Source organism: Micromonospora sp. NBC_00389 (assembly GCF_036059255.1).
Lineage (GTDB): Bacteria > Actinomycetota > Actinomycetes > Mycobacteriales > Micromonosporaceae > Micromonospora.
In genome coordinates this window covers 5,969,942-5,993,309 of sequence record NZ_CP107947.1, presented here as the reverse complement: position 1 = coordinate 5,993,309, position 23,368 = coordinate 5,969,942, and the positions used below count along the sequence as shown (strand labels likewise).

At 67.5% G+C, this 23,368-nt stretch carries 28 protein-coding genes and 1 pseudogene; 13 read left to right on the top strand and 16 right to left on the bottom strand.

All coding sequences use genetic code 11. The features are described 5' to 3' along the window. Positions 1-40: 40 nt before the first annotated feature. From OG470_RS28440 to OG470_RS28420, 5 genes are all read right to left on the bottom strand, one after another. Positions 41-199: a hypothetical protein gene (locus tag OG470_RS28440; protein ID WP_328417124.1), complete on the bottom strand. Its 159-nt coding sequence runs from the start codon at positions 197-199 to the stop codon at positions 41-43. A gap of 163 nt (positions 200-362) precedes the next feature. Further along, positions 363-1,289: an IS3 family transposase gene (locus OG470_RS28435; protein ID WP_328417122.1), complete on the bottom strand. Its 927-nt coding sequence runs from the start codon at positions 1,287-1,289 to the stop codon at positions 363-365. Further along, positions 1,286-1,597 carry a transposase gene (locus OG470_RS28430; protein WP_328414877.1) on the bottom strand — a complete coding sequence of 104 codons (312 nt, stop codon included), beginning with the start codon at positions 1,595-1,597 and terminating at the stop codon, positions 1,286-1,288. Before OG470_RS28430 ends, OG470_RS28435 begins: the two co-directional genes overlap by 4 nt. A 390-nt stretch (positions 1,598-1,987) precedes the next feature. Further along, entirely contained in the window at positions 1,988-3,304 is a 1,317-nt protein-coding gene (locus tag OG470_RS28425; RefSeq protein WP_328417120.1) for an ABC transporter permease, read from the bottom strand. Then, positions 3,301-4,059, bottom strand: a complete 759-nt coding sequence (locus OG470_RS28420; protein ID WP_328417118.1) for an ABC transporter ATP-binding protein — start codon at positions 4,057-4,059, stop codon at positions 3,301-3,303. The genes OG470_RS28425 and OG470_RS28420 overlap by 4 nt, the downstream gene beginning before the upstream one ends. Before the next feature lie 117 nt (positions 4,060-4,176). Between OG470_RS28420 and OG470_RS28415 the strand changes: the two genes are divergently transcribed. The 3 genes from OG470_RS28415 (at position 4,177) to OG470_RS28405 (ending at position 6,494) form a co-directional block, all read left to right on the top strand. Further along, positions 4,177-5,076, top strand: a complete 900-nt coding sequence (locus OG470_RS28415; RefSeq protein WP_328417116.1) for a TetR/AcrR family transcriptional regulator C-terminal domain-containing protein — start codon at positions 4,177-4,179, stop codon at positions 5,074-5,076. Positions 5,077-5,081: 5 nt separating this feature from the next. Further along, on the top strand, positions 5,082-5,996 hold the full coding sequence (locus tag OG470_RS28410) for an XRE family transcriptional regulator (RefSeq protein ID WP_328417114.1): 915 nt from the start codon (positions 5,082-5,084) through the stop codon (positions 5,994-5,996). A 102-nt stretch (positions 5,997-6,098) separates the two neighbouring features. Further along, entirely contained in the window at positions 6,099-6,494 is a 396-nt protein-coding gene (locus OG470_RS28405) for a VOC family protein (protein ID WP_328417112.1), read from the top strand. On the opposite strand, the gene OG470_RS28400 is transcribed toward OG470_RS28405, so the two are convergent. Continuing rightward, on the bottom strand, positions 6,491-7,582 hold the full coding sequence (locus tag OG470_RS28400) for an IS630 family transposase (protein WP_328417110.1): 1,092 nt from the start codon (positions 7,580-7,582) through the stop codon (positions 6,491-6,493). The two genes, OG470_RS28405 and OG470_RS28400, sit on opposite strands and share 4 nt — an antisense overlap. Positions 7,583-7,731: 149 nt before the next feature. Between OG470_RS28400 and OG470_RS28395 the strand changes: the two genes are divergently transcribed. From OG470_RS28395 to OG470_RS28375, 5 genes are all read left to right on the top strand, one after another. Further along, on the top strand, positions 7,732-7,869 hold the full coding sequence (locus OG470_RS28395) for a hypothetical protein (protein ID WP_328417108.1): 138 nt from the start codon (positions 7,732-7,734) through the stop codon (positions 7,867-7,869). Between the two features lie 156 nt (positions 7,870-8,025). Beyond that, positions 8,026-8,805: a transposase family protein gene (locus OG470_RS28390; RefSeq protein ID WP_328415194.1), complete on the top strand. Its 780-nt coding sequence runs from the start codon at positions 8,026-8,028 to the stop codon at positions 8,803-8,805. A 62-nt stretch (positions 8,806-8,867) separates the two neighbouring features. After that, complete coding sequence (locus OG470_RS28385; protein ID WP_328417106.1) at positions 8,868-9,701, top strand: DUF1963 domain-containing protein; 834 nt, start codon at positions 8,868-8,870, stop codon at positions 9,699-9,701. 373 nt (positions 9,702-10,074) lie between these two features. After that, entirely contained in the window at positions 10,075-10,449 is a 375-nt protein-coding gene (locus tag OG470_RS28380; RefSeq protein WP_328417104.1) for a transposase, read from the top strand. A 68-nt stretch (positions 10,450-10,517) separates the two neighbouring features. After that, the gene (locus OG470_RS28375) at positions 10,518-11,168 is read left to right on the top strand and encodes a TMEM175 family protein (protein ID WP_328417102.1); all 651 of its coding nucleotides are present in this window, start codon (positions 10,518-10,520) and stop codon (positions 11,166-11,168) included. Between the two features lie 46 nt (positions 11,169-11,214). On the opposite strand, the gene OG470_RS28370 is transcribed toward OG470_RS28375, so the two are convergent. From OG470_RS28370 to OG470_RS28360, 3 genes are all read right to left on the bottom strand, one after another. Continuing rightward, on the bottom strand, positions 11,215-11,712 hold the full coding sequence (locus tag OG470_RS28370; protein WP_328417100.1) for a hypothetical protein: 498 nt from the start codon (positions 11,710-11,712) through the stop codon (positions 11,215-11,217). 69 nt (positions 11,713-11,781) lie between these two features. Next, entirely contained in the window at positions 11,782-12,417 is a 636-nt protein-coding gene (locus OG470_RS28365) for a hypothetical protein (protein ID WP_328417098.1), read from the bottom strand. A 276-nt stretch (positions 12,418-12,693) separates the two neighbouring features. Beyond that, positions 12,694-14,031, bottom strand: coding sequence for a hypothetical protein (locus OG470_RS28360; protein WP_328417096.1), 1,338 nt, complete (start codon positions 14,029-14,031; stop codon positions 12,694-12,696). A gap of 241 nt (positions 14,032-14,272) precedes the next feature. Here OG470_RS28360 and OG470_RS28355 point away from each other — a divergent pair, with 241 nt between their 5' ends. Then, the gene (locus OG470_RS28355) at positions 14,273-14,530 is read left to right on the top strand and encodes a hypothetical protein (RefSeq protein ID WP_328417094.1); all 258 of its coding nucleotides are present in this window, start codon (positions 14,273-14,275) and stop codon (positions 14,528-14,530) included. Positions 14,531-14,589: 59 nt separating this feature from the next. Here the strand turns inward: OG470_RS28355 and OG470_RS28350 are convergent, their stop codons facing one another. Both OG470_RS28350 and OG470_RS28345 read right to left on the bottom strand, forming a co-directional pair. Next, positions 14,590-15,195: an isochorismatase family protein gene (locus OG470_RS28350; protein ID WP_328417092.1), complete on the bottom strand. Its 606-nt coding sequence runs from the start codon at positions 15,193-15,195 to the stop codon at positions 14,590-14,592. A gap of 103 nt (positions 15,196-15,298) precedes the next feature. Then, positions 15,299-16,018, bottom strand: a complete 720-nt coding sequence (locus tag OG470_RS28345) for a DsbA family oxidoreductase (RefSeq protein WP_328417090.1) — start codon at positions 16,016-16,018, stop codon at positions 15,299-15,301. 115 nt (positions 16,019-16,133) lie between these two features. Between OG470_RS28345 and OG470_RS28340 the strand changes: the two genes are divergently transcribed. The 3 genes from OG470_RS28340 (at position 16,134) to OG470_RS28330 (ending at position 18,327) form a co-directional block, all read left to right on the top strand. Continuing rightward, positions 16,134-16,559 (top strand): winged helix-turn-helix transcriptional regulator, encoded by a 426-nt coding sequence (locus tag OG470_RS28340; RefSeq protein ID WP_328417088.1) that lies wholly within the window; start codon positions 16,134-16,136, stop codon positions 16,557-16,559. Positions 16,560-16,700: 141 nt separating this feature from the next. Beyond that, the gene (locus OG470_RS28335) at positions 16,701-16,904 is read left to right on the top strand and encodes a helix-hairpin-helix domain-containing protein (RefSeq protein WP_328426664.1); all 204 of its coding nucleotides are present in this window, start codon (positions 16,701-16,703) and stop codon (positions 16,902-16,904) included. A gap of 484 nt (positions 16,905-17,388) precedes the next feature. Beyond that, the gene (locus OG470_RS28330; protein WP_328417086.1) at positions 17,389-18,327 is read left to right on the top strand and encodes a cyclase family protein; all 939 of its coding nucleotides are present in this window, start codon (positions 17,389-17,391) and stop codon (positions 18,325-18,327) included. 141 nt (positions 18,328-18,468) lie between these two features. Here OG470_RS28330 and OG470_RS28325 read toward each other — a convergent pair whose 3' ends face one another. Further along, entirely contained in the window at positions 18,469-19,203 is a 735-nt protein-coding gene (locus OG470_RS28325) for a DUF1963 domain-containing protein (RefSeq protein ID WP_328417084.1), read from the bottom strand. A 216-nt stretch (positions 19,204-19,419) separates the two neighbouring features. Between OG470_RS28325 and OG470_RS28320 the strand changes: the two are divergent. After that, positions 19,420-20,175 (top strand): annotated as a pseudogene (locus tag OG470_RS28320) (IS5 family transposase); the annotation flags it as partial. 133 nt (positions 20,176-20,308) lie between these two features. Here the strand turns inward: OG470_RS28320 and OG470_RS28315 are convergent. From OG470_RS28315 to OG470_RS28300, 4 genes are all read right to left on the bottom strand, one after another. Next, positions 20,309-20,806 carry a GNAT family N-acetyltransferase gene (locus OG470_RS28315; protein ID WP_328417080.1) on the bottom strand — a complete coding sequence of 166 codons (498 nt, stop codon included), beginning with the start codon at positions 20,804-20,806 and terminating at the stop codon, positions 20,309-20,311. A gap of 75 nt (positions 20,807-20,881) precedes the next feature. Beyond that, positions 20,882-21,955 (bottom strand): glycoside hydrolase family 43 protein, encoded by a 1,074-nt coding sequence (locus tag OG470_RS28310; RefSeq protein WP_328417078.1) that lies wholly within the window; start codon positions 21,953-21,955, stop codon positions 20,882-20,884. Between the two features lie 239 nt (positions 21,956-22,194). Then, positions 22,195-22,635, bottom strand: a complete 441-nt coding sequence (locus tag OG470_RS28305) for a GNAT family N-acetyltransferase (RefSeq protein ID WP_328417076.1) — start codon at positions 22,633-22,635, stop codon at positions 22,195-22,197. Positions 22,636-22,796: 161 nt separating this feature from the next. Then, positions 22,797-23,357, bottom strand: a complete 561-nt coding sequence (locus OG470_RS28300; protein ID WP_328417074.1) for a dihydrofolate reductase family protein — start codon at positions 23,355-23,357, stop codon at positions 22,797-22,799. Positions 23,358-23,368: the final 11 nt, after the last annotated feature.

Below are 23,368 nucleotides of genomic sequence, written 5' to 3'. Positions count from 1 at the left end.
GCAGTGGCTCTTGGAGTAGGCCACCCGGAGGGTCGGCGTCCTAGTCTACGGCGGGTCGTTCCTGCCTGAGCTCGACCAAGGGTACGTCGTAGGACTCTGGCGCCAGGTCAACCCCGAGGTGGGTGGCATACCACTGGTTGACTCGGTCGGGGTCGTGGGTCCGGAAGAAGACCCCGCCGATGCCCGTCACGCGTTCCACAGTCTCTCCTCAGTCCTAGCGCCGTCCATTTCCTCTCTGATCATGCCGATCCTGCCGCATTCAAGTAGGAGAGGCGACGGGGGATCTGCCGAGCAGCCAAACCGACGAGCAAGAGCGGGCGCGAACGCCGACATGAGTTCCCCCCGCTTTGATGGAGCGGTGGTTACCTGCTGCCGGCTGGTGCAGGGGTGGCGATAGGTGGCTCGGCCTGGTCGTGCTGGCTGGTGTGCCAGGCGGTCTCGTATTCGTCGGGGCTGAGGTAGCCGAGTTCTTTCTGGATGCGGTGGGTGTTGTACCAGCCGTCGATGTACGCGAAGATCGCGTTCTCGGCCTCGTCGCAGGTTCGCCAGCTCGTGCGGTAGACGAGTTCGATCTTCAGCGTGGACCAGAAGTTCTCCATCAGGGCGTTGTCGTACGAGTCACCGACGGAGCCCATGGACGGCAGGATTCCGTTGTCCTGCAGCCGTTCCGTGAACCGGAAAGACGTATAGTTCGATCCCCTGTCGCTGTGATGGATCAACTGGCCGTCTCGGACATCGCGTGACCAGATCCCGTATTCGAGGGCGGCGAGGATCAGGTCGGTGTCGCAGCGGTCGGAGGTCTTCCAGCCGACGATCCGGCGGGAGAAGACATCGCGGACCGCCGCCAGCCAGAACACGCCCTCACCGCACGGGATGCGGGTGGCGTCGGCGACCCACAGCCGGTTCGGCCCGGCGGCGGTGAACTGCCGGTTGACCAGATCTGGCGCCGGCGTCGCCCGAGGGTCCTGCCGGGTAGAGCCGCCGCGCCAGCCGCGACGCAGGAACGCGCCCTGCCAGCCCTGGTCGGCCATCAGCCGCTCGACCCGCTTGCGGCCCACCCGGATGCCGTCACGGCGGAGCTGCCGGTGCACTCGGTCCGCACCGTAGGTGTGCCCGGACGCCTCCCATACCTCGTGGATGTTGGAGATCAGGCCCAGGTCGACCATGTCGCGGTCGCAGGGTTGTTCGGCCTGCTTGACCCACGCGTAGTAGGTGGAGGCGCCGACGTTGAGAACCCGTAACAGGAGCGCGACCGCGAACTGGTCACGGTGTTCATAAATGAACGTCATGACCGTCGCCGGGTCGGGTCGAGCTCCGCCGCGAAATACGCGCTCGCCGCTTTCAAGATCTCGTTCGCCCGTCGCAGCTCGGCGACTTCCTTGCGCAGCCGGCGGTTCTCCTCGGCCATCTCGCTGGTGGGCCGGTCGTGACGCTCGTCAGCGTCGGCCTCGGCCTGCCGGATCCAGTTCCGCAACGCCTCGTGATGCACGCCGAGCTGCTCGGCGAGACGCCGGATCACGGGCTTCGGGTCCGACTCGCGATACAAACGCACAGCACGCTGACGCAGCTCGTCGGGGTACTTCTTCGGTGCTGCCACAGAAACTTCCTCCCCACGGCCATCAGACCATGATCAAGAAGCTCCATGAAAGCGGGGGTGGCTCAGACACCACGTCGAGCACGAGCACCAGGCGGTGAACCAGCACCCGCAGACCGACCCGTAACGCGTAAGTCATCGAAGGCAGCGAAGAGGCAGCGAAAGCAGTGGCAACGGATGTGGCCAGCTGTCGCCAGACCGCCGACATGCTGCACGGATCGACAATGCCCGACACCTGGCCGCAGCCGTTGGTATGCCGGACCCGGCTCCCGAAGGCGGTGACCAAGGGCGGGCCAGTGGGTCGGCTAGACGGCAGCCACCCGCCGGACCGCCGGCTCTTGGTAGATGCACGCCGTCCCCCGCCGTTCAGTTGGCGGGGGACGAGCACTGTGGTCAATGGATGGCGGCGACTGCCGGGCCGCTCAGCGCACGCCTCGTCGTGCCGAGGACTGCCGCGCCCGTGAGCGCTTCGGCCACTGTGACAATGATCGCGTACGCGATGGGTGTGGCGTCCGGCCAAATGCGGTCCGCTCGGGCCGCGCCGAACGGCAGGATCGTGAAGAGCGCCGCCGTCGAGCCTGACAGCACTCCCGTGACCGTCACCAACAGGCCCTCCAGGGTGACCATCGCGATCAGCTGGCCCCGCGTCGAGCCGGCCAGCCGCTGCTGGGCGAACTCGCGCCGCCGGTGCATCGTTGCCGCGATCAGGGTGTTGACCAGCATGATTGCCACGAAGACCGTGATCATGCCGACGACCACGTAGTTCAGCGTCTGGATGTCCTGTGCATAGTCCGGCTGGGCGGCGCCCGCCGACGCCTTGTCCTCGATGTCCTGCATGTAAACCGTGCCGGTCGCGATGCCGGTGAACAGCACCACCGGCATCACCGCGCCCGCCAGCTGCCGGGTGCGCTGGCTCACCCCGAGGACTGCCAACTCCCCGGCGACGCCGCCGAGCGCCCGTACGGGTGTGCCCAGCACCGCCGTGACCAGCCGCAGCAGCTCTGGGGCGAATAGGGCCAGCCCGATCGCCGCCCAGATACCCGCCTGGCCCGCCGTCGCCATCGCGTCGATGCCCTTGCCGTCCATCAGCGTCGCGGTCAGCACCGAACAGTTCGCGCCGACCAGCAGGAAAACCACCCCGCCGATCCGTCGGACCCGCGGCCGCGCCGCCTTGGTACCGGTCGGCCGCGACGTACGCCGAGCAGCTGCGACGCCTGCGACGATCGAGCCGAGCAGCGTGACGCCGAAGCCCGCACCGAGCGCGATCGGCCCGAAAACGTACCCCACCGACTCCCCGACCTGGCCGGTGTTCTGCATCAGCGTGAGCAGCACGCGGCCGAGGTACAGCCCCGCCGGCACGGCCACCACCGACGCCACCAGGGCGACCGCCGCAGCCTCTCCCACGATCATGCGGCGAAGCTGCGGCCCGGTCGCGCCGATCCGGCGCAGCAGGGTCACCTGCTCGGCACGCTGACGCACCGCGAGACTCAGGGTCGAGGTGACCGCGAAGGCAACGATGATCAGGCACCAGCCGCCGCCGACACCGGCCGTGGTGCTCAGGGATTCACCGCTTGCCGCGTCCGCGGTCGCGGCGGTATCGAGCAGCGACGCGAACGCCATCAGCAGCGTCGCGCCCAGGAACGCGGACAGGAAGGTGGCCACAAAACCACCGGGGCGGTGCCGCAGGTTGCGCAGCGCGACGGCGATCATGCCACGGCCCCGATCCGGCCGGGCGTGTGCTCGGCGACCAGGTCGCCCAGGTGGGCCAGACGCTCGGCGACGGCATCCGCGGTGGGCGCACTCAGTGCACCGGCCAGGCGGCCGTCGGCGAGGAAGACCACCGAGTCCGCGTACGCGGCCGCGACCGGGTCGTGGGTCACCATCACCACCGTACGGCCGCGCTCGTGCACCACCGCGCGCAGCAGGGTGAGAACCTCCCGGGCGCTGCGCATGTCCAGCGCGCCGGTCGGCTCGTCGGCGAAGATCACGGCCGGCTCGGTGACCAGGGCCCGGGCCACGGCGACCCGCTGGCGCTGCCCGCCGGAGAGCTGCTCCGGCCGGTCGTGCAGGCGCTCGCCGAGGCCCAGTTGCTCCAGCACGGCGCGGCAGCGCTCGCGGTCGGCGCGACGGCCGGCCAGCCGCAGCGGCAGGACGACGTTCTGCTCGACGGTCAACGCCGGCAGCAGGTTGTAGTCCTGGAAGACGAAACCGACCCGGCGGCGGCGGAACTTCGTCATCGCGGTGTCCTTCGTGGCCGTCAGTTCGGCGCCGTCGATGAACACCCGGCCGGCGGTGGGCCGGTCGAGGCCGGCAGCGCACTGCAGCAGGGTGCTCTTGCCGGAACCGGACGGCCCCATCACCGCGGTGAAGGTGCCGGTGGCGAAGGTGGCCGTGACGCCGTCGAGCGCGGTGACGGTGTCATCGTAGGTCTTGTAAAGCGATTCGAGTCGGACTGCGTCAGTCATGATCCATGCCTCTCCCGTGGCTGCTTCGTACACCGTACAAATGCACTATGGATCGAGGCAGTAGTGCTAACCCCCGGATTCTGAGGTAGTGCACTAAAGTGGAGTGCACTAGTACACGTGGAGGTAGTGGTGGACGTACCGCAGTTCCGGCGGATCGCTGCGGAGATCGCGGCCCGGATCGCCTCCGGCGAACTCGCGCCCGGTACCAAGGTCGCGTCGACCCGGCAGATCACGGCGCAGTACGGGGTCGCGATGGCGACCGCAACGAAGGTTCTCGCCACCCTGCGCGAGCAGGGCCTCGTGCGAGCGACGCCCGGCGTCGGGACGGTCGTGACCCGTCGAGCCCGGCCCGTCGGGTCGGGGCCGGACCGCGACCTCGTGGTCAGCACGGCCATCACCATCGCCGACGCCGAAGGGCTGACCGGCCTGTCCATGCGCCGCCTCGCCGGCGAGCTCGGCGTCCCGACGATGTCGCTCTACCGACACGTGCAAGACAAGGAGGAGCTGGTGTTGTTGATGACGGACAAGGTTATGGCCGCCAACCCGCCACCGGCGCTGTCACCGGAAACGGACGGCTGGCGGGCCTGCGTCGAAGCTCTCGCCCGGCTGCAATGGTCGATGTACCGGCGGCACACGTGGCTGGCCCAGGCGATCTCGTTCACCCGGCCGCTGCTGGCCCCGCACGCGATGGCCCACACGGAATGGACGATGCGGGCCCTGGACGCGTACGGCTTGGACCCGAACACGCAGTTTCGGGCGGCGGTGATGGTCGCAAACTACGTACGCGGCACAGCGGTGAACCTGGAGGACGAGGCGCAGGCCGAACAGGAGAGCGGCCTGACCGACAAGGAGTGGATGCGGGCGCAGCAGAACCGCCTCGCGACCGTGCTGGCCAGCCGGCAACTGCCTATGATGGCCCGCGCCATCGCCGCCGACCACCTCGAGTTCGACTTGGATATTCTGCTGGAGTTCGGCCTGCAGCGACTGCTCGACGGGCTCGCGCCGCTATTGGACTAGGTCGGATGCACGCGCATTACGCGCAGTTGGTGCGGGTGCTGCCGGGTCTGCTCGACGCCGCCCAGGGCGCGCAGGCCGCGGAGCTCCTGGTGCAGGCGTACCGGATCACCTCGTCGGTCCTGGTGAAGCTCGGCGAGGCCGACCTCGGGTGGCTGGCCGCCGACCGGGCGATGGCCGCCGCCGGCGACGACCCGGTCCTCGCGGCAACAGCGGCCGTCTCGGTCGGCCAAGCGCTACGCGCGTCCGGCCGTGACCGCCTCGCCCTAGCCGCGACGCTAACCGCCGCGAACCGCGTCCTCCCACCTCCCACCCACCCGGCCCCATCCCACCTCGGTGGTCATGAGGTTGACGGGTCTTGTCGAGATCAAACCGCCCGTCAACCTCATGATCACCGAGGTGAAGGCGCGCCCGGGCCGCGGCGGCCGGCGGGGGAGTTGGCCGTGGGTGGGACGCTGCTGCTCCAGGCCGCAATGGCCGCCGCCGGTGGCGGCGACACTCGCCGCGCCGAAGAGCTGACCGGCCGGGCCGCGAGGATCGCCTCCAGGCTCAGGGGGTACGACGACCAGCACCGCACCAGCTTCGGGCCGATTGCCGTTGAGCTGGCGCGGGTGGTGGAGGCGCTCTTGCGGGGTGACGCCGCCGAGGCGGTGCGGCGGCACGTGACGGTGATCCGGCGGGAGCCGTGGCGGCGGCTGCCGGCCGAGTATCGGGGCGCGTACCTGGTCGATGCCGCGCGGGCGTACCTGCAGGTTGGTGACCTGCGCGGCGCCGCGCGCGCGCTCGTGGACGCGGACAGCGTCGCGCCGGCTGAGGTCCGGTGCCGGCCGTTGGCGCGTACCGTGATCGCCGACGTCGCTCGGGGTCACCCGGCGCCGGCCGGCGTGGCGCGACTGGCGACGCTGGTCGGCCTGACCCGGTGACCGGCCAGCCTCCACCCGGGCTCTTCGGCCAAGAGATCATGTCGACCATGAGCTCACCGGCATGGACAGGAATCAGCCCCCAGCAGACAGGTACATCAGATCATGACAAGTAGGTTTACCGAGTTGGCCGTTGACTGCCACGATCCGGAGAGGCTCGCGGCCTTCTGGTGCGAGGTCTTGGACTTCAAGGTGATCGACCGGAGCGAGGGCAAGGTCGAGATCGGCTCCTGGGTGCCGACCGTCGAGGATGTTCGGGCCCGACAGATGTCGCCCACCCTGCTGTTCATCCAGGTGCCCGAGGGCAAGACCGTGAAGAACCGGCTTCACCTCGACGTCAGCCCGATCGACGGCAGCACCGACGATGAGGCAACCAGATTGCTCGGCCTCGGCGCCACCAAGACGGACGTGGGCCAGGGCGCAGACCGAAACTGGGTGGTCATGGCAGACCCCGAGGGCAACGAGTTCTGCGTCCTGCGCACCCTGGCGCCGCAGAGCTAGTGTCCTGCGCCGGAAATACGCCTACAAAATCGGGCGAGTGATTCGAGGATCTCTTCTGCGGTCTTGGTCCAGATGAACGGTCGCGGATCGTTGTTCCAGTCGGTGATCCAGGAGCGGATGTCGGCTTCGAGTGCTTGGACGCTCTTGTGGGTGCCGCGGCGGATCTTCTGGTCGGTGAGGAAACCGAACCAGCGTTCGACCTGGTTGATCCAGGATGAGCCGGTCGGGGTGAAGTGCATGTGGAAGCGTGGGTGTTTCGCGAGCCAGGCCCTGACGGCGGGGGTTTTGTGGGTGCCGTAGTTGTCGCAGACGAGGTGCACGTCGAGGTCGGCCGGGACGGTCTTGTCGATGGTGATCAGGAATTTCTTGAACTCGATCGCGCGGTGCTGGCGGTGCAGTTCGCTGATGACGGTGCCGTCGGCGATGTCGAACGCGGCGAACAGGCTGGTGATGCCGTTGCGGTGGTAGTCGTGGGTTCGCCGTTCGGGCATGCCCGGCATCATCGGCAGGACCGGTTGCGAGCGGTTGAGTGCCTGGATCTGGGATTTCTCGTCCACGCAGAGCACGACGGCCCGTTCGGGCGGGTGGTGATAGAGCCCGACGACGTCAACGACTTTTTCGATGAACTGCGGGTCGGTGGACAGCTTGAACGTGTCGGCCCGGTGCGGCTTGAGGCCGAAGTCTCGCCAGATCCGGCCGATCGTCGACTTCGACAGCCCAGACTTCGCGGCCATTGAGGTCCGGGACCAGTGCGTGGCGTTACGCGGTGTCTGCTCAAGGGTGGCCACAACCACCTCTTCGACCTTGTCCAAGGCGATTGACGGGGGCCGGCCGGGACGCTGTTCATCGATCAACCCGTCGAGACGTTCGACCAGGAACCGACGCCGCCATTTACCCACAGTGGACAGATGAACATCCAGAGCCGTTGCCACATCAGTGTTCGAAGCGCCTTCGGCGCACGCCAGGATGATCCGGGACCGCATCGCGAGAACTTGCGAAGACTTCGCCCGACGCGACCAGCGGGTCAGCGTCGTGCGTTCCTCGTCGGTCAACACCAGCGGCGCGGTAGGGCGCCCGGTCCGTGCCATCACCTCACCCTACACCAACTTATTAGGCGAATTTCCGGCGCAGGACACTAGTGCCCCGTCTTTGAACGTTGATCGTGTAATCCGTCGGTTCTGAGAAGCCGTCGGGCAGGCTGTCTCCCAACGTATGACGCTGTGGGAGGTGGTGGCCGGTGGGCAGACGCCCGGAGGTGTTCGTCCGGCAGGTGTCGATGGCCGAGGGTCAACGGTTGCAGCGGATCACCCGGACCGCGAAGGACCCGGTGAAGTTGCGCCGGACGATCGTGGTGCTGATGTCCGCCCAGGGGTAGCCGGCCTTATGTCCACAGCGTACAGACGATCATGCGGTGGCTGCCTTTGCGTCCACCCCTCCCGACCAGCGCCATCTCAAAGGGCGGCTGCCGTACTAAGGGACGTCTCGTAACCCCGGTGTCTGTCCGTTGAGGACGGTCGGTCAGGATGCCTGGGTGCAGGTGATCACCGCGGCCCGCCCGGAGTGGATCTTTCCGTTCACGGGGCTGCAGCCCGCCCAGTTCCGCAAGCTGGTCCGCGTGGTCGCCGAGCGTGGCGGTGACGGCATCGCCGATGGCCGGCCGGGCCGGCAGTGGGCCTTGGACCTTCCCGATCGGGTGTTGCTGGTGGCCACCTACTGGCGCACGAACCTGACGATGCGCCAGATCGGGCCGCTGTTCGGGGTGTCGCACTCGGCCGCGCACCGGGTCATCGACACTCTCGGCCCGTTGCTGGCCCTCGCGCCGGTGCTGCGGCGGCCGGTCGAGCAGATCGCCATCGTCGACGGCACCCTGATTCCCACCCGCGATCACCGGCTGGCCGCCCGCAGCAAGAACTACCGGTACTCGACGAACCTGCAGGTCGCCATCGACGCCAGCACCCGCCTGGTCATCGCCGTCGGCGACCCACAGCCGGGCAACCGCAACGACACGATCGTCTACCGCACCAGCGGCATCGAGGAGAAACTCGCCGGGCGGCCGGTGATGGCCGACGGCGGCTACCGCGGCAACCCCGAGGTGATCATCCCGTACCGCAAGCCCGCCGACGGCGGTGACCTGCCGGCCTGGAAAGAAGCCCTCAACGTCGAACACCGGAGGGTCCGTGCAGGGGTCGAACACGCCCTGGCCAGGATGAAGTGCTTCAAGATCCTGCGTGACTACCGCCGCGCCGCTCACACATTGGCCGACGCCGCTTCCGGCATCGCCAACCTCCACAACATCATCCTCGCCGGCTGATCGCCGGTCTGGCGCCGGGCAACACCTTCACCCAGTTACGAGACGTCCCTTAGGCTGCCCACGTGATTTTGACCATGCCTCAGCAGTTAGCGCAGATCCGCGCCGACGCACTCGAACAAGGCTTCCCGGCCGACGATGTCGAACGATGGATCGCCACCGCCATTCCCTGCGGGACACTGGCGCCCGGCGGAGACGGGCCGGTCGTCGGCCGGTTCGGCGGCACCGCGATGGTTCCCCGGGGCACCCAGGTTCCCGGAAATCCCCTCGTCGCCACCATCGACTGCGCGGCCCTGCCCAGGCAGGCGACGGATCTTCCACTACCGCCCGACGGCCAACTGCTGCTCTTCGGCTATCCCGAAGGCGGCGAGTACTACTCGCAGGGCTCGGCCTTATACGTCCCGGCTGGCGTAGCCGTCGAGGAACCGCCGAAGGACGAAGAACTCGACGAGGACGAGGACGAGGACGAGGAGTTTCTCGAGGTTTGCCAAAGTTACCCACAGGGCGACATACACCTGACGATCGACGTCTCCCTGCCCTCACACACTCCGGCGCATCTCAACCCCAAACTGATCGATTATTGGAGTAGTAAGGCCCCCATCAGCAGCAAGTGGGGCGGCGTGCAGATTGGTGGGCACGCCTCGGCCTGCGACTTCCGCGGAAATGACGGTCCTCTCGGAGTCGTCGCGGAGTACGCAGGAAAGGCGGAGCAGTTGGGCTACTGGAGGGGCTCCGGCAGCCCCTCACCGCGCGTCGAGGACTGGGTGCTGCTGGCCGAGTTCTTGTGCAGCTCGGAGATGAGGCCAGGCGGTGCCGCCCTTTACTGGGGGATCCAGCGCGACGAACTGGCCGCGCGGCGCTTCGACGGCGTGTACGCCGTCGTGGACTGGAATCCCTGAGCTCGCGACAGGCCGGGTGCCTCGACGCACCCGGCTCCGAGCACACGAGGATGGCCCGGACCAGTCGCGATTTTCAGCAGCCACACTGCGCAGGGGCGCTCGGGCGTGGTAACGGCCAGGCCCCAACCGCCGAACGAGTGGACCGGTTGCCAGCGATAGATCTCCGCACCTCCTACCACGCGTTCGAGAGTTCCGAGGGCATGGCCCCGAACCTCCTAGTGCCTCGTCTTTGAACGTTGGCCGTGTAATCCGCTGGTTCTGAGGATGTGTCGGCAGGCTGTCTCCCATCGTTGTTGGTCTGGGAGGTGGTGGCGTGGGTAGAGGCGCCCGGAGGTGTTCGTCCGGCAGGTGTCGATGGTCGAAGGGCATATCCGTGACCGCAAAACGGTGGCGCGAGTTCCTCAGCTTCCTTAAGACCTTGCGGGCCCGCTGGCCGGGCGAGCACCTGTACCTGATCTGCGACAACTTCTCCCCGCACAAGCATCCCGAGGTCAAAGCGTGGTGCGCAGCCCATCAGGTCGAGCTGGTGTTCCTGCCGACGTACGCGTCCTGGCTGAACCGGATCGAGGCCGAGTTCGCCGCCGTCCGCTACTTCGCCCTCAACGGCACCGATCACCGCGGCCACGCCGATCAGGACGGCACGATCGGCGCCTACGTCCGGTGGCGCAACCAACGAGCCCAACCCAAGACCGCATTCGCAGTCGGATTCAAGATCCGCCACCTGGATTACCCCTTCAAGGCTGCATGACGAGGCACTGGCCCACGAGCGGGCTGCGGGTGAGCGTGGCAGAACCGGATAAATAGCATACTTAGAGCATGCTTTCCAAAAGCGACATTCCGCAGCTCGTGCGTCATCCGGGCCGGCTGGTGGCATTCAGCGACGCTGTCTTCGCCATCGCCGTGACGCTTCTCGTGCTGGAGATCCAACCGCCGGAGGACTTCGGGCATCTCCTGCGGGGCCTCGGGGCGTTGTGGTCGTCGTACCTGGCGTACGCGCTGAGCTTCCTGCTCATCGGGCAGGTGTGGGTCAATCATCACGTCATGTTCGACCGCGTCCGCCACGTCGACCGTGAGGTCTTGTTCCTCAACACGTTGCTCTTGATGGTCATCGCGTTCCTGCCGTTCTCCACGTCGCTACTCGCCGGCGCATTACGCGCGGAGCAGGGCCTGCGTACGGCGGTCGTCGTCTACGGCGCCACACTGTGGACGGCGGCCGCCCTGTTCAACATCACTTGGGCCCATCTCCGCCGCGCCAAACTGCTGGACCCCAGCCTCGGCCCCTTCGGCGTTCGGGCCATCGGCCGCCGGTTCGCGCTCGCGCTGGTCTGGATCGGCTCCGGCATCCTCGTCGGGGCGTTCGTGCCGATCGCGGGCGTCGCCATCATCGCCGGCTTCCTGCCCGCCTATTACCTGCCCATCCGCGGCGAGTACGGCGAGGACAAGAAGGCCAACGACCGGCGCGGCTAAGCCGAACCCGGTGATCCGATCGTGGCGCTCAGCGCGCGTGCTGGCCTCAGTACGGCAGGTCGATGCCCTGGCGGCGGGCGAACTCGCGGTGGGCGGTGACGACCGTGTCGATGAAGTAGGCGGCTATCTCGTCGGCCCGCAGCACCTGGGTCGTTTCGACCTTGAAGTTCTCGTCGCAATAGTGTTCGACGGAGCTGACGCGGGGCTGCGCCACGAGAGCGTCCCGGAGGAGATCCACGGGCTCGTCTCCAGTGTCGACGATGAACTTCACGCCGTCGCTGAAGCTCAACTCCCAGTGCAGCCCGTCGTCAGTACCGACCCAGAGTTGCCGGCAGAGCGCGGCGCGGCTCTGGGCGAAAGCCTCCCGCATCTGGCTGTCGTCCGAGCAGATCGCCGGCATGAGGCTCGGGGTGCGGTCGATGGCCGCGGCGACCGGGGGGAAGCCGGCGAGTCGGTCGACGCGGTAGAAGAAGTAGCCCGGGTCGCCGGTGGGGTCCTCGGACTCGATGCCGGGCACCGCGTACGCGGGTAGTTCAGATGTCATCGGTTCATGGTCCTTTGTGGTGAACGCGTCGGGGGCCGGGCTGGCGGCCCGGCCCCCGACGGAACCCGGCTAGCTCAGCGGGAAGTGAATGGTGAAGGGGATGTTGTTCTTCTTCAGGCAATCCAGCACAAGATCGGATGGGCCGAGTGAGTTATACCCACCATGTGGCATGAAGTGCCAGTGGGCTCCCTTGATCTTTGTGTTTCGGAACTGCGGGTTAATCTTGTTGTCCTCCAGGATCTTGTCCTGGTTGGCTGGGTCGGAGTACCACTTGTCCTCATCGCACTGGATGAGGTTGTGGCGGTCGTGTTCGGTCGGGACGCCGGTCTTGACCTCGTGGATGACCCAGCCCTCGGGGCTGTACTCGCCGTAGTCGGTCGACCGGCCGCTGGGCTCGAACTGCCCTGGCTCGCCGGCCTGCCGCAGCCAGAGTTGGGGCCGGCCGCGAGTGGTGTCGTCACGGTATCCCATGAGTTCGTCGACGAAGATGTTCTGACCGTCGTTACGGCCCGTGGCCCATCTGACGTCGGCGCCGGGGACGTGCAGATTCTGCCCGTTGCTGCCCACCGCCTTGAGCGCGAAGTGGATCTTCTGGAGGTCGGTGCGCTCACCACTGAGCAGCCGATTGAAGTTGCTCTTGCTGATTCTGCTGGCGGCGGCTGCCAGACCCTCCGGTTCGACGAGGGCTGCCCAGACCTCCGGCATGATGAGCTCGTAGGTGAGCTCCTTGACGGTGTCGGGGATCTTGTCGTACTTGGCGACGAACCGGGCCGCTGGCGTGAGGCGGTGGGTGTACTTGAGGACGAACTTCGCGACCTTGGCGGGGATCGCGACCGCGTCACCGACGTAGGGGACGACGCCGAGGATGCTGAGACCCGCGCTGACCCACTCGCCGTGGATGAGCGCGGCGATCGTGTCGCGGATGTCGGCGAGCCCGCCGAGGATCCAGCCGACGACCGGGATGACGCTCAGCCCGCCGCTTCACAAGTTGCCGGCGAGCCACGCCATCGAGTCCTTCTCGGCGAAGTCGCCGGCGAACATGCCGAGCAGGAAGTCGGAAACGTACGTCCACTTGCTGATCTGCTCGTCGAATCGGCCAGGGTCGAGGCCCTGGGACTCGGCGTTGGCGACCTCGTAGTCGTCGCGTAGACCATCCCCGTCGGTGTCCTGAACGCGTGGGTTGATCGAGAGGTCGTCCTCGGTGAAGTCCGAGAGCCCGTCGCCGTCGGTGTCGACGTTGGCGGGATCGGTGAGGCCGTCCTCCTCCACGAGGTCCGGCAGGCCGTCGCCGTCGGTGTCGGTGTCGGTGGGGGTGGGGACGATCGGCGGGACGTTGCCGGGTGTCGGCGGAGCGCGTGGCTGGTCGGCCACGAGCGGATTGCTGCCCTGGGCCACCTCGGCACCGTCAGTGGCACCGTCGCCGTCGGTGTCCGGGTCGGTGGGCGAGGTACCGATCCGCTGCTCGTCGAGGTTGGTGAGCCCATCGCCGTCGACGTCCTCCGCGCCGTCGGCGACCCCGTCCTGATCGGTGTCGACCGCGTTGGGCCGGGTCCAGCCAGCCAACTCGGTGATCTCGAACTTGTCGGTCAACCCGTCACCGTCGGAGTCGACCAGCAGCGGGCTGGACCCGAACCGCAGCTCCACCACATCGACGACCCCGTCGCCATCGTGGTCGCCGTTGTAGGTGATGCCCAGCCGAGTCAACACGCGGAAGCCGTTGTCCCAGGCTTTCGACGCGTGGACCGTCGCCGGCTCCGGATTGGCCTTGGCCAGCATCGTGTCGGCCTTGGCCAGGCTGGCCTTGGCCGCGTCCAGGTCCGCGAAAGCCTCGGCCAGCCCAGCTGGGGCGGGCGCGGGTGGCGGGCTGGCCCGGAACGGCCCGATCGTCGCCTCGGCATCCTGGATCGCGGCGTCCGCCAGCAGGCGCAACCCGGACAGGGTCTCCACCAGCGCAATCACATGTGCCTGCTCAGCCTCGCCGTTGGGCGGGCTGGCACCGGAGAGCCGACTCTTGAGGAACGACTCCAGATGCTGGAGGTTGTCGAACGCCGTCGAACCGTCGGCGGCGCTCTTGAGCCGGGCGCCGTCGAAATACCGGCTCTCGACGTCCGCCAGCACCGGGGCGATCCGGCTGTCTCCCAACCCGCCGTCCACATACGGCCGGAGGGCCTGGAGGGACTCGGTGATGTAGACCTTGGCGTCGCGGGTGTACTTGGCGGTGGGGATCTTGGCGACCTCCACCTCCCACAGGCGTTTCTCCCCTGCCGACGCCGGGGCGGCGACGAGCGCCACCTGTGCGGCGACCAGTGCCGCAACCACAGCGGCAAGTCTTGAGCGCCATCGTCTTTTGTGCCTCACCGACACCTCCGTCTATGCGTCCCGAACAAGGATTTCGCTACAATATCCACCTGCATCGTTATCCAGGGTCCCGCCGGACTTAGCCGCCTATGCATGCACGCCTATATGTATGGCGGGTTAAAGTGACATCCGCTGCGGCTCGATATGGCAGGCGATCGTGAGCGGTGCGCCACCAGCCATCGATCGTGGCTGAGGTCCGACGGTGGACAGGCATCCGGACCTGGTCGATGCCGCGCGGGCGTACCTCCAGGTTGGTGACCTGGGCGGCGCCGCACGCGCCCTGGTCGACGCGGACAGTGTTGCGCCGGCTGAGGTTCGGTGCCTGCCGTGGGCGCGTACCGTGATCGCCGACGTCGCCCGGGGTCACCCGGCGCCGGCCGGCGTGGCGCGACTGGCGACGCTGGCCGGTGTGGTGCCTGACCCGCATGATCGGCGGCTGATCGCTCTGCGCCGCCCGTGAAAGCGGGCCCGGCGCGGGCTGCACGCAGCCTGCCGCCGGGCCCGCTGGGGGCGCTGCGCCTACTTCGCCAACCCAAATCCACCGAGTACGGTCTTGAAGTTGTCGGCCAGGATCTGACGAATCTGCTGGCCGTGCGGAGTGGCCCAGTCCTTGGCGAGTTCGCCGAGGACCGCGGCGGTGGTGGTCAGGATGACGCCGGCCTGCATCATGCGCAGTCGCGCCGCCTCCTCGGATGCCTGGAACGCTGATCCTCCGGCGTCGAGCACCGCGTAGACCTCGTATCCGGCCCGCTTGGCGCTGAGGGCGGTGTAGATCAGGCAGCCGTCGTTGGTGGTGCCGGCCATGATCAGGGTCCGGCGGCCGGTGGCCTCGACGGCCCGGACGAAGTTCGGGTCGTCCCAGGAGTCGATGATGCCGGTGCGCTTGATCCGGTTCGCGTAGGCCTCGGGGTTGATCTCCTCCAGCCCGGGCATCCACCAGTCCTGGTTGTCGTCCTCAGTGCTGCTGGTCCAGACGTTGGGGATGTCGAGGACCTTCGCGGCCTTCACAAGGGTGATGCTGTTCAACTTGGCGACGTCGGGCGACTGGGTCTTGATGAACCCCATCGAGATGACCTGGTGGTCGATCAGGATCAGAGCACTGTCCTGCGCCTTCAGATCGGACATGGCTGGTAACTCCAATTCGGGATGGCGAACCCTCGTGGGTCCGTGTCTGTTGCCCCGAGCGGTCGGCTCGGGTTGGTAGCGCGGGGAATCCGTCGCCCGCGGCTCAGATGGTGCGGTCGGGTACCGCGCATCCGTCCGGGGCGCACATGCCCTCGGCGTCAGCGACAACCGGCAGCGGCTGTGGCGTGGGATGGCTCTCGGCCCACGCCTTGGCGATGACCGCGAGCAGGTCATCGACGCCGATCGCCCCGGGAACGGCGAAGCGGCCATCGAACACGAGGAACGGCGCGCCGCGGGCCCCGAGGCGCTGTGCCTCACGCTGGTCGGCTGCCACGCGGGCGCGGTAGCGGCGGCTACGCAGGGCCTCGGCGGCCCCGGCGCGGTCCAGGCCCACCTCGGCGGCGAAGTCGAGAACCTCCCCGGCGGTCCACAGCTTGCGGGCCTGCCCGAAGTGCGCGCGGAACATCGCCGTCCAGATCTCGGCTCCGCGGCCCTGGTCGGTCGCGTAGGCGAGCAGCTCGTGGGCCAGGTCGGTCGGCCCGAGCGTGCGGTCGACCGCGCGGTAGGGCGTCAGGCCCTCCGCCTTGGCTGCCCGCTCGATCGGCCGCAGGACCCGGTCCACGGTCGTCGCGGGGGCCCCGGCCATCTTGATCAACTCTCGTTGACTGACGCCCTCCCGTGGCAGGTCGGGGTGTAGTTGGAACGACCGGTGGATCACCTGCACCTGATCGCCATCCGGGAACCGGTCCAGGGCCTGGTGGAGCCGGTGATCCATCAGCCCGCAGTACGGGCAGACGATGTCCGACCAGAACTCGATCTTCATGGCACTCCTCCTCGTTTCTTACTACCTGTTCGTAGCCACATCATGCATTAGAATCGGAGAGCCACAAAAGGTACATTCATGTGCGTAGCAACTGGCTGACGGAGGGGGAGCGGGTATGAGTGCAGGGGATCTTCGACGGAGGCGAACCAACGTCCGGGCGAACGTCCGGGCCGCGCCAGGGCCCTGTGCGCACTGGAACGACGAAGACGCCGATTTCATCCGCGAGGTCCTGGACCTCGTCGGCGACAAGTGGAGCGTCTTGATCATCGGTACGCTCGCCGACGGCCCCATCCGCTACTCGAACCTGGGCGACGCGATCCCCGGCATCTCTCAGCGCATGCTCACGCTGACCTTGAAGCACCTGCAGCGCACCGGCCTCGTCACCCGGACCTCCTACCCCGAAGTCCCGCCCCGCGTCGAGTACGCCCTCACCGAACTGGGCACGTCACTGCTCTCCACCGTCCTGGCCCTGGCGGCCTGGTCCGCCGACCACCATGCCGAAATCCGCCGCCACCAGACGGAGTACGACAACGTCACGTAAGCCTCCAACGTCACGTGGCTTTGGCGTGGGTACGAGGACGGCCACCGCACGTCTGACGCGACCCTTTGCCTCCGGAGGCGTGTCCGGCTGATCGCGGCGCGCCAGGCGAGAACGGTGCAGCCATGGGCTGGACGCGACATGATGAAGAGCGTGAATTCCTCCCTCGACACCCTGCCGACGATCGGTGCGCCGGCGACGCGGGCCTTGGACAACGCTGGCTACACGGCCCTGCGTGACCTTGCAGGGGTGCCGCGCGCCGAACTGGCCAAGCTGCACGGCATGGGGCCGAAAGCGCTCGAAATCATCCAGAGTGCGCTCAAGCAGCACAACCTGAGTCTGGGTTAGAAACTCGACGTCACCTCACGACCGGCCTGGCCAAGGCCATCTCCTCTGGCTGGGAGGAAACCGCGAGTCAGTGGCGGACGCTGCCGTTCAACCCGGACCGGCAGGAGGTCGACGGGATCAAGCAACGGTCCGAATCGCCGACGTTCATGGTGGAGGTGTTCGAGCTGCGCAAGCCGGCGGTGGCTCGCGCGGCGCTCGGCGGCAACCCTTCGCTCAGCGAGCTGGCAACCCGAGGACTGACAACGGGCTGAGGTCCGTTGTCAGTCCACACCGGGGGCCTACCGTCCTCGTTGGCGGGTCACATTCCGTCAGTGAAGACCTGCACCCCGTCGAACCCGACTTGGCTCAAATTAGTGCGCACCTCGGCTGATCGCGGCGCCGGCGGTGCAAGGTCGTCGGGTATCCAGCGGCGGGATACCCTACCTGCGGTGCCTAGAACCGCGTGACCGGAGGAGTCGATGCTGGGATGACGGCAGGGCGACCGATGCCCACGCAGGACGACGTGCTCGGGTACTTCAACACGCTGTCGAACTGGGGACGGTGGGGCGACGACGACGAGCTCGGAACTCTGAACCACATCACCGACGACGTCCGGCTGGCGGCGGCGCGGGCCGTGCGCCATGGCAGGAGCGTGTCGTGCGCATGGGAGGTTGCCGTACCGGAGGACATGGAGCGGTCGACGACGACGTGCCCGTGCGCCGCCGACATGCCGGGTGCCGAGAACATGCCGGTGCCCGGCTTCCACGCCGACCGGCGCTGGGGCTTTTCGTCCGAGCGGCTCGGCATCACGTTCCACGGCAACACCCTCACCCACGTCGACTCGCCGTGCCACATCTTCTGGGACGGCACGATGTACAACGGGCGTTCGCACTCGTTGGTCGACGCCGCAACGGGATCGGCGTGGGCGGCCGTCACGGCGGCGGCGAACGGGATCATCACGCGTGGTGTCCTGCTGGACGTTGCGAGGGCCCGCGATGTGCCGTGGTGGGAACCGGGGCAGGGTGTGTTTCCCGACGATCTCGAGGAGGCCGAGCGTCGCCAGGGTGTACGGGTGCGATCCGGCGATGCGGTACTCCTGCGGACCGGCTATGGCCGCGTCCGGCACGAGGCCGGTGCGGCCAGCGGTTTCACGCAGGCCGGCTGGCACGCGTCCTGCCTGCCGTGGCTACATGAACGCGGCGTCGCGCTGATCGGCGCTGACACCCCCCAGGACGTTCAGCCGTCGGGGTACGAAGACGTGTTGATGCCGGTTCACGCCGTGGGTCTCGTCGCGATGGGTCTGTGGCTGCTCGACAACTGCGACCTGGAGGTGTGCGCGACGACGGCTGCCGAGCTTGGCCAGTGGGACTTCCACCTCGCAGTCGCGCCGGTCCGCTTCGCCGGTACCTCCGGCAGCCCGGTCAACCCGATCGCCACATTCTGACCGCGGTTCACGAGGGGTGCGATGCCATGAACGGCCCGTCGTCATGCGCCGACCCGAGATGCTCGATATCCCGCGCACTACGCCGCGACGAGTGCACGATCTGCACCGCCGTCGCGGGGTCCTACCGTCCTCGTTATCGGGTCACATTCCGTCAGTGAAGATCTGTACCCCGTCGAACTTCAGTACGGCCAGATCGCCTCGCCGAATCGCCCAGTTGACACGGTCGGACTCCCCGGAGTTGGGGTCGTAGGAGCCATCCGCCATCGCCAGCAGAACCCAGTCGTCGCCCCCGAGAACCTGCTTGTTGTACGCGACGAAATCGTGGTTGAACACCTGTTGGTAGCCGCCGACCTGCAACTGGTCGGGCTCCGTCCCGGTTGCCGTGTTCCACCACGCGTTGCTCAGGTCGTTTCCTCGCGGATGCTCCGGGGTGTCGCGGCCGGGGTTGGGGCAGGACAGATCGACCCTCACCCGCAGGCTCTGCACGGGCAACTGGTAATCCCCGGCTCGCTCGGCGACGGCTGTCCCGGCGGGGACATACACCACCATGCCCGCGTTCTCGTCCTCCTGCGCTTCTTCGGCATCGGCGAACAGCAGCAGATGTCCGTCGGGCGGCAAGGGGAGGTCTGTCGCCGCAGGAGGCAGGGCGGCGCAGTCGATCGAGGCAACGAAGGGAAACGGGGGATGAGGCATGTCGACCGGCAGCGTAGGGCTGCCGCCCCACTGGCCCACCACCGGCCCGTCGATGTTCGGACCCAGTTGCGCGCACGGGCGGAGGACACCGCTCATCCACCGCTCCACCTCGGCCGGAGGAATGCTCCGCCTCGCGGCCTCTGCGCGGAATAGGTCGACTGCCTGGGTGGTCCCGAAAGTCATGCGCGCCACTATAGAGCCTGTTTCTGATCTATGTAGCGAGACCTGTGCTACGTGACTTGCGGTCGGCGTGGCGGCCGTCCATAGAAGACGGGCTCTTGGTAAGCAGACGGTTCCTACACCCTGCTGCCCCAAGAGCCCGCCTTGACATTGAACCCTGCCCGGCCTGCCGCCGGGCAGCGGCCCCATGCCGTCTGCGCATGTGGCTGCGCCACCCGCCTGCGCCGTTACCCCTCCGACACGACCGACGCCGAATGGGAGATCCTCGAGCCCCTGCTCAGCACACCGGCCTGTCGCCGCCCCGACGGCGGCCGACCGGAGAAGCACCACCGCCGCGCGATTATCGATGCCATCTTCTATCTGGTCGATAACGGCATCAAATGGCGTGCCATGCCCGCCGACTTCCCGCCCTGGCGCACCGTCTACGGCTTCCTCGCCCGCTGGCACGACGACCTGACCGCGCTCACCATGACCGACCGGCTGCGCGAACAAATCCGCCAGAGCGCCGGCCGCACCTCAACCCCGACCGCCGGATGCGTCGACTCGCAGTCGGTCCATGAGTCCGCCGAGGCCACTGTCAGCCGCGACACCAGCGGCTACGACCCACACAAACGTGTCAACGGCCGTAAACGCCACATCGTCGTCGACACCCTCGGGCTGCTCATCGCCGTCCACGTCACCCCCGCCAACGTCCAAGACCGTGATGGCGCCCGCCCCGTCGTTCACCAGGCCGCCCTGCACGGTGTCCAGCACATCTGGGCCGACAACGGCTACCACGGCGACCTGATCGGATGGGCCGCCGACCTCGACGTCAGCATCGAGATCGTGCCCCGGCCAACCGGGAAAGGCTTCCGGGTCCTGCCCCGCCGCTGGGTCGTCGAGCGCACCTTCGCCTGGCTCACCCGCCGACGCCGCTGCGCCCGCGACTACGAACGCCTACCGGAACACCACGAAACCATCGTCTACTGGGCCGCCATCCTCCAGATGACCCGCCGCCGCGCCCGTACCATGCACCAGGCCATATAGATCAGAAACAGGCTCTATAGGAGCCGGAGCTGACTACCGCGGTTCACACCGCGGACGCCGACACCTGGCACCCTCGGACGTGTCACGAGGCGCGCGGCAGCGCGAGCCAGTCCTGCCAGGTGATGTCGCGGCCCAGGTAACGGGGCTGCTGGAAGGGCCAGTCGGCGGCGATCCACTGCGGCACCAGTGCGTCGAGCGCGCTCTCCGCCTCGCTGCCGACCAGGTCGTCCACCACCCACCAGGAGACCTCGCCGTCGGAGCCCGTGCGCTCGGGCGGGTCGATGTAGACGCAGCCGAGGAGCGCCGTCTCCTCCTCGTCCAGCAGCGCGTAGTTGAACGACTCGTGTGCGGCTATTTCCTTCTCGTGGCGCAGCAGGTCGATACGGTCCTCGTCGTAGGTCATCGTCGCCGGGGGCCAGGCCCAGGCCGGGCCGAATATCTCCCACAAGCGCTCTCGGGAGCCCATCACGGCGGGGTAGTCGAGCGCGGTGTCCGCCTCCCGGATCGGCCGCAGGTGAAGCGCGGTGTTGGGCACGGGTACGTGCACGGGGTGGATGAAGTCATCAGGAAGCCAGCTCATAAGGGCGGAGGCTACAGCCGGTCGGCGCGGGATGATTCAGGCGGTACGGCCGGACAGGCCCTGTCGGCCGGCGGATCATTCGAAAAACTTGATGCTGAACCCGGTGTCGGTCGTCGGGCCGGGCACGTTAGCGCGGCGGTAGGTGGTGTTGCCCCACCAGCAGAAGGTGCCGGTGTACCAGTACCGGTTCTCCCAGGAGTACGGGGTGCCCTTGGGCACGGCGTGGAACATCAGCGGGAACCTCGGCCCAGCGGGTGGGCTCGTGGCGATGTCGCCGTTGAGCAGGACGAAGCTGTGGTGGCCGGGCCCGTTCACGTACAGAGTGGGATCCCAGCCGGCCATCATCGTGGCCCGGTTCGAGCCGAACAGGCAGCCGTTCGACTTGTACCAGTCCCACACGTACGTCGGGTCGCCGCCGGCCCGCAGCCGCAGGTCGGCGAGGCAGTACTGGTCACTCCAGCTGCCGTTGGCGGAGTAGACGATGTGCAGTTGCCCGTTCGGGTCCTTGATCGCCTCGGGGGACTCGTTGATGTACGGTTTGCCGACGACGCGTTCCCAGCTCTCCCGCGGCTGGGAGATGATGTACCGGTTGCCAGTCGGGGTGACCGGGTCGCTCATCCGGCTGAGGTAGATGTTCTGTTCGATGTTGGTGTCGCCGGCCCACCCCGACCAGACGAACCACCGCTGCCCGTTGAAGGTGAACAGGCTGCCGTCGATGGCCCACTTGCCGCCGGGCAGCGCGAGCTGCCGCTCGGCCGTGTAGCCGCTGGCCGGCGACGCCGAGCTGATCGCGTACATCCGGTGTGCGGAGCCGCGTCCGGCGGAGAAGTAGATGTAGTAGCGGCCGCCATCGGTGATGATCTCCGGGGCCCAGACCTCGCCGAGGTTGCGGCTGTCCCTCCACACCTGCCGCGGGGGTGCGGCGGCCAGCGCGTCGGTTGACGCTGCCTGCCGCACGGCTATCCCGCCGTTGAGCGACTGGACGGAGATGTAGGTGCTGCCGACGCGGATCACGCTCGGGTCGGCGGCCCGCAGACTGGTCTGCCCGGCGACCGCCGGTCCGGCGCCGGGAACGGACAGTCCGGTGGCGAGCACAGCGGCCAGCAGGATGGAGAGGAGTCGCGGGCGGGTTCGGTTTCTGACGTTCACGATCGGGACTCCTTGTCCTCTGGATGAGCCGGCGGGTGGTCGGCCCCGGTCATGTCGGATCCCGGTCGGCCGGCCTCGGCAGCGGCCGGAGTGGACAGCGTGAACTCGCTTTCCGGGATGACGTTGCCACAACGTCACCACCCACGTCGACACTGCCGCGATGGGTCCACATAGTCGTACAGCTCAGAAGGACAGCAACCGACATCCATCGATGCAGGACAAGGCGCATGCGGTGTTGGTCACGATGGTTCGCGCACCATGAACACGTCCACCGGGTCCTCGGTCTCGACCGTGAATCCGTGCCTCTCGTACAGCCGGCGGGCCGGACTACCCTGCAACACGTTCAGCCGGACCAGGCTGCCATCGCGGTCGCACTGCTCCAGCAGCCCGCGCAGCACTGCGGTACCGATGCCGCTGCCCTGCAGGTGCGGGGCCAGGTAGAAGTGCTCCAGCCACTGGGCGTCCTCGGCTGGACGCAGCGACACGCAGCCGGCGAACGCGCCGCCTACCTCGATCAACCAGGTGTGCGTCGGCGCGAACCCGTCCCGCAGTCGCTGCCGCACCCGCTGCTCGTCGTACCGCCCGAGCCGCTCCAGATCCGCCCGAAGCACCACGGCCCGCAACTCGGCCACCGCCTCGACGTCCGCCACCGAAGCCGGCCGAAGCTCCCAATCCGTCATGATCGCAAAACTACTGCTGCGACGTGGTCGGATCCTGGACGGCCCCTCGCCGCTAGCGGTGGCGCGGAGTACTGGGGGAACAAGTATTCGAGAGCCGCGAACCTGGGCTCCACGGTGTGGTCGGCTCGGGCGAACGAGCCCGATGGTTACCTTCTCGGCTCTTACCCCATCGCCACCGCCCCCGAGGCGAACTCCAGCCGGCTCACGAGCTTCAAGTCGACATGCTTCGACATCCCCGCGAACAATGTCGGCCCGTGGCCCGCAAGCCTGGGATGCACCACGAACTCGTACTCATCGATCAATCCCAGCTCCGCCAACGCCAGCGGGAGCTTCACGCCTGACACGAACAGTCCCTTACCCGACTCCTGCTTGAGCTGCTGAACGGCCTTGCCCAGATCCCCGCGCACGAGCTCCGCGTTCCAATCGACCTGCTCCAGGGTGCTCGACACGACGTATTTCTTGGCCGTGTCGATCGTCTGGGCGAAGGGTTCCATCCAATCAGGTCTCGACCCCGCCGGCGCTGGCGGCCGCCACGCTTCCTCCATCATTTCGTACATCACCCGGCCAAAGAGAAGTGCATCGGCCTGGTTGAGGTTCTCGGTGTGGTGACGATGCAGGTCTTCGTCCGGGGGAATCGCGAGATGATCGCAGCACCCATCCAATGTGACGTTGATGGAATACCGAAGGGGTCGCATTTCGCTCGCCTCGTCGCGTGTGGTCATGGGCGTGGTCT

Excerpts from the sequence above, each read along its gene's own strand:
- OG470_RS28435 (WP_328417122.1), bottom strand. The coding sequence starts at position 1,289 with ATGACGTTCATTTATGAACACCGTGACCAGTTCGCGGTCGCGCTCCTG.
- OG470_RS28425 (WP_328417120.1), bottom strand. The coding sequence starts at position 3,304 with ATGATCGCCGTCGCGCTGCGCAACCTGCGGCACCGCCCCGGTGGTTTT.
- OG470_RS28420 (WP_328417118.1), bottom strand. The coding sequence starts at position 4,059 with ATGACTGACGCAGTCCGACTCGAATCGCTTTACAAGACCTACGATGAC.
- OG470_RS28410 (WP_328417114.1), top strand. The coding sequence starts at position 5,082 with ATGCACGCGCATTACGCGCAGTTGGTGCGGGTGCTGCCGGGTCTGCTC.
- OG470_RS28405 (WP_328417112.1), top strand. The coding sequence starts at position 6,099 with ATGACAAGTAGGTTTACCGAGTTGGCCGTTGACTGCCACGATCCGGAG.
- OG470_RS28400 (WP_328417110.1), bottom strand. The coding sequence starts at position 7,582 with ATGGCACGGACCGGGCGCCCTACCGCGCCGCTGGTGTTGACCGACGAG.
- OG470_RS28375 (WP_328417102.1), top strand. The coding sequence starts at position 10,518 with ATGCTTTCCAAAAGCGACATTCCGCAGCTCGTGCGTCATCCGGGCCGG.
- OG470_RS28370 (WP_328417100.1), bottom strand. The coding sequence starts at position 11,712 with ATGACATCTGAACTACCCGCGTACGCGGTGCCCGGCATCGAGTCCGAG.
- OG470_RS28365 (WP_328417098.1), bottom strand. The coding sequence starts at position 12,417 with ATGCCGGAGGTCTGGGCAGCCCTCGTCGAACCGGAGGGTCTGGCAGCC.
- OG470_RS28350 (WP_328417092.1), bottom strand. The coding sequence starts at position 15,195 with ATGTCCGATCTGAAGGCGCAGGACAGTGCTCTGATCCTGATCGACCAC.
- OG470_RS28345 (WP_328417090.1), bottom strand. The coding sequence starts at position 16,018 with ATGAAGATCGAGTTCTGGTCGGACATCGTCTGCCCGTACTGCGGGCTG.
- OG470_RS28340 (WP_328417088.1), top strand. The coding sequence starts at position 16,134 with ATGAGTGCAGGGGATCTTCGACGGAGGCGAACCAACGTCCGGGCGAAC.
- OG470_RS28335 (WP_328426664.1), top strand. The coding sequence starts at position 16,701 with ATGAAGAGCGTGAATTCCTCCCTCGACACCCTGCCGACGATCGGTGCG.
- OG470_RS28330 (WP_328417086.1), top strand. The coding sequence starts at position 17,389 with ATGCCCACGCAGGACGACGTGCTCGGGTACTTCAACACGCTGTCGAAC.
- OG470_RS28325 (WP_328417084.1), bottom strand. The coding sequence starts at position 19,203 with ATGACTTTCGGGACCACCCAGGCAGTCGACCTATTCCGCGCAGAGGCC.
- OG470_RS28315 (WP_328417080.1), bottom strand. The coding sequence starts at position 20,806 with ATGAGCTGGCTTCCTGATGACTTCATCCACCCCGTGCACGTACCCGTG.
- OG470_RS28305 (WP_328417076.1), bottom strand. The coding sequence starts at position 22,635 with ATGACGGATTGGGAGCTTCGGCCGGCTTCGGTGGCGGACGTCGAGGCG.
- OG470_RS28300 (WP_328417074.1), bottom strand. The coding sequence starts at position 23,357 with ATGACCACACGCGACGAGGCGAGCGAAATGCGACCCCTTCGGTATTCC.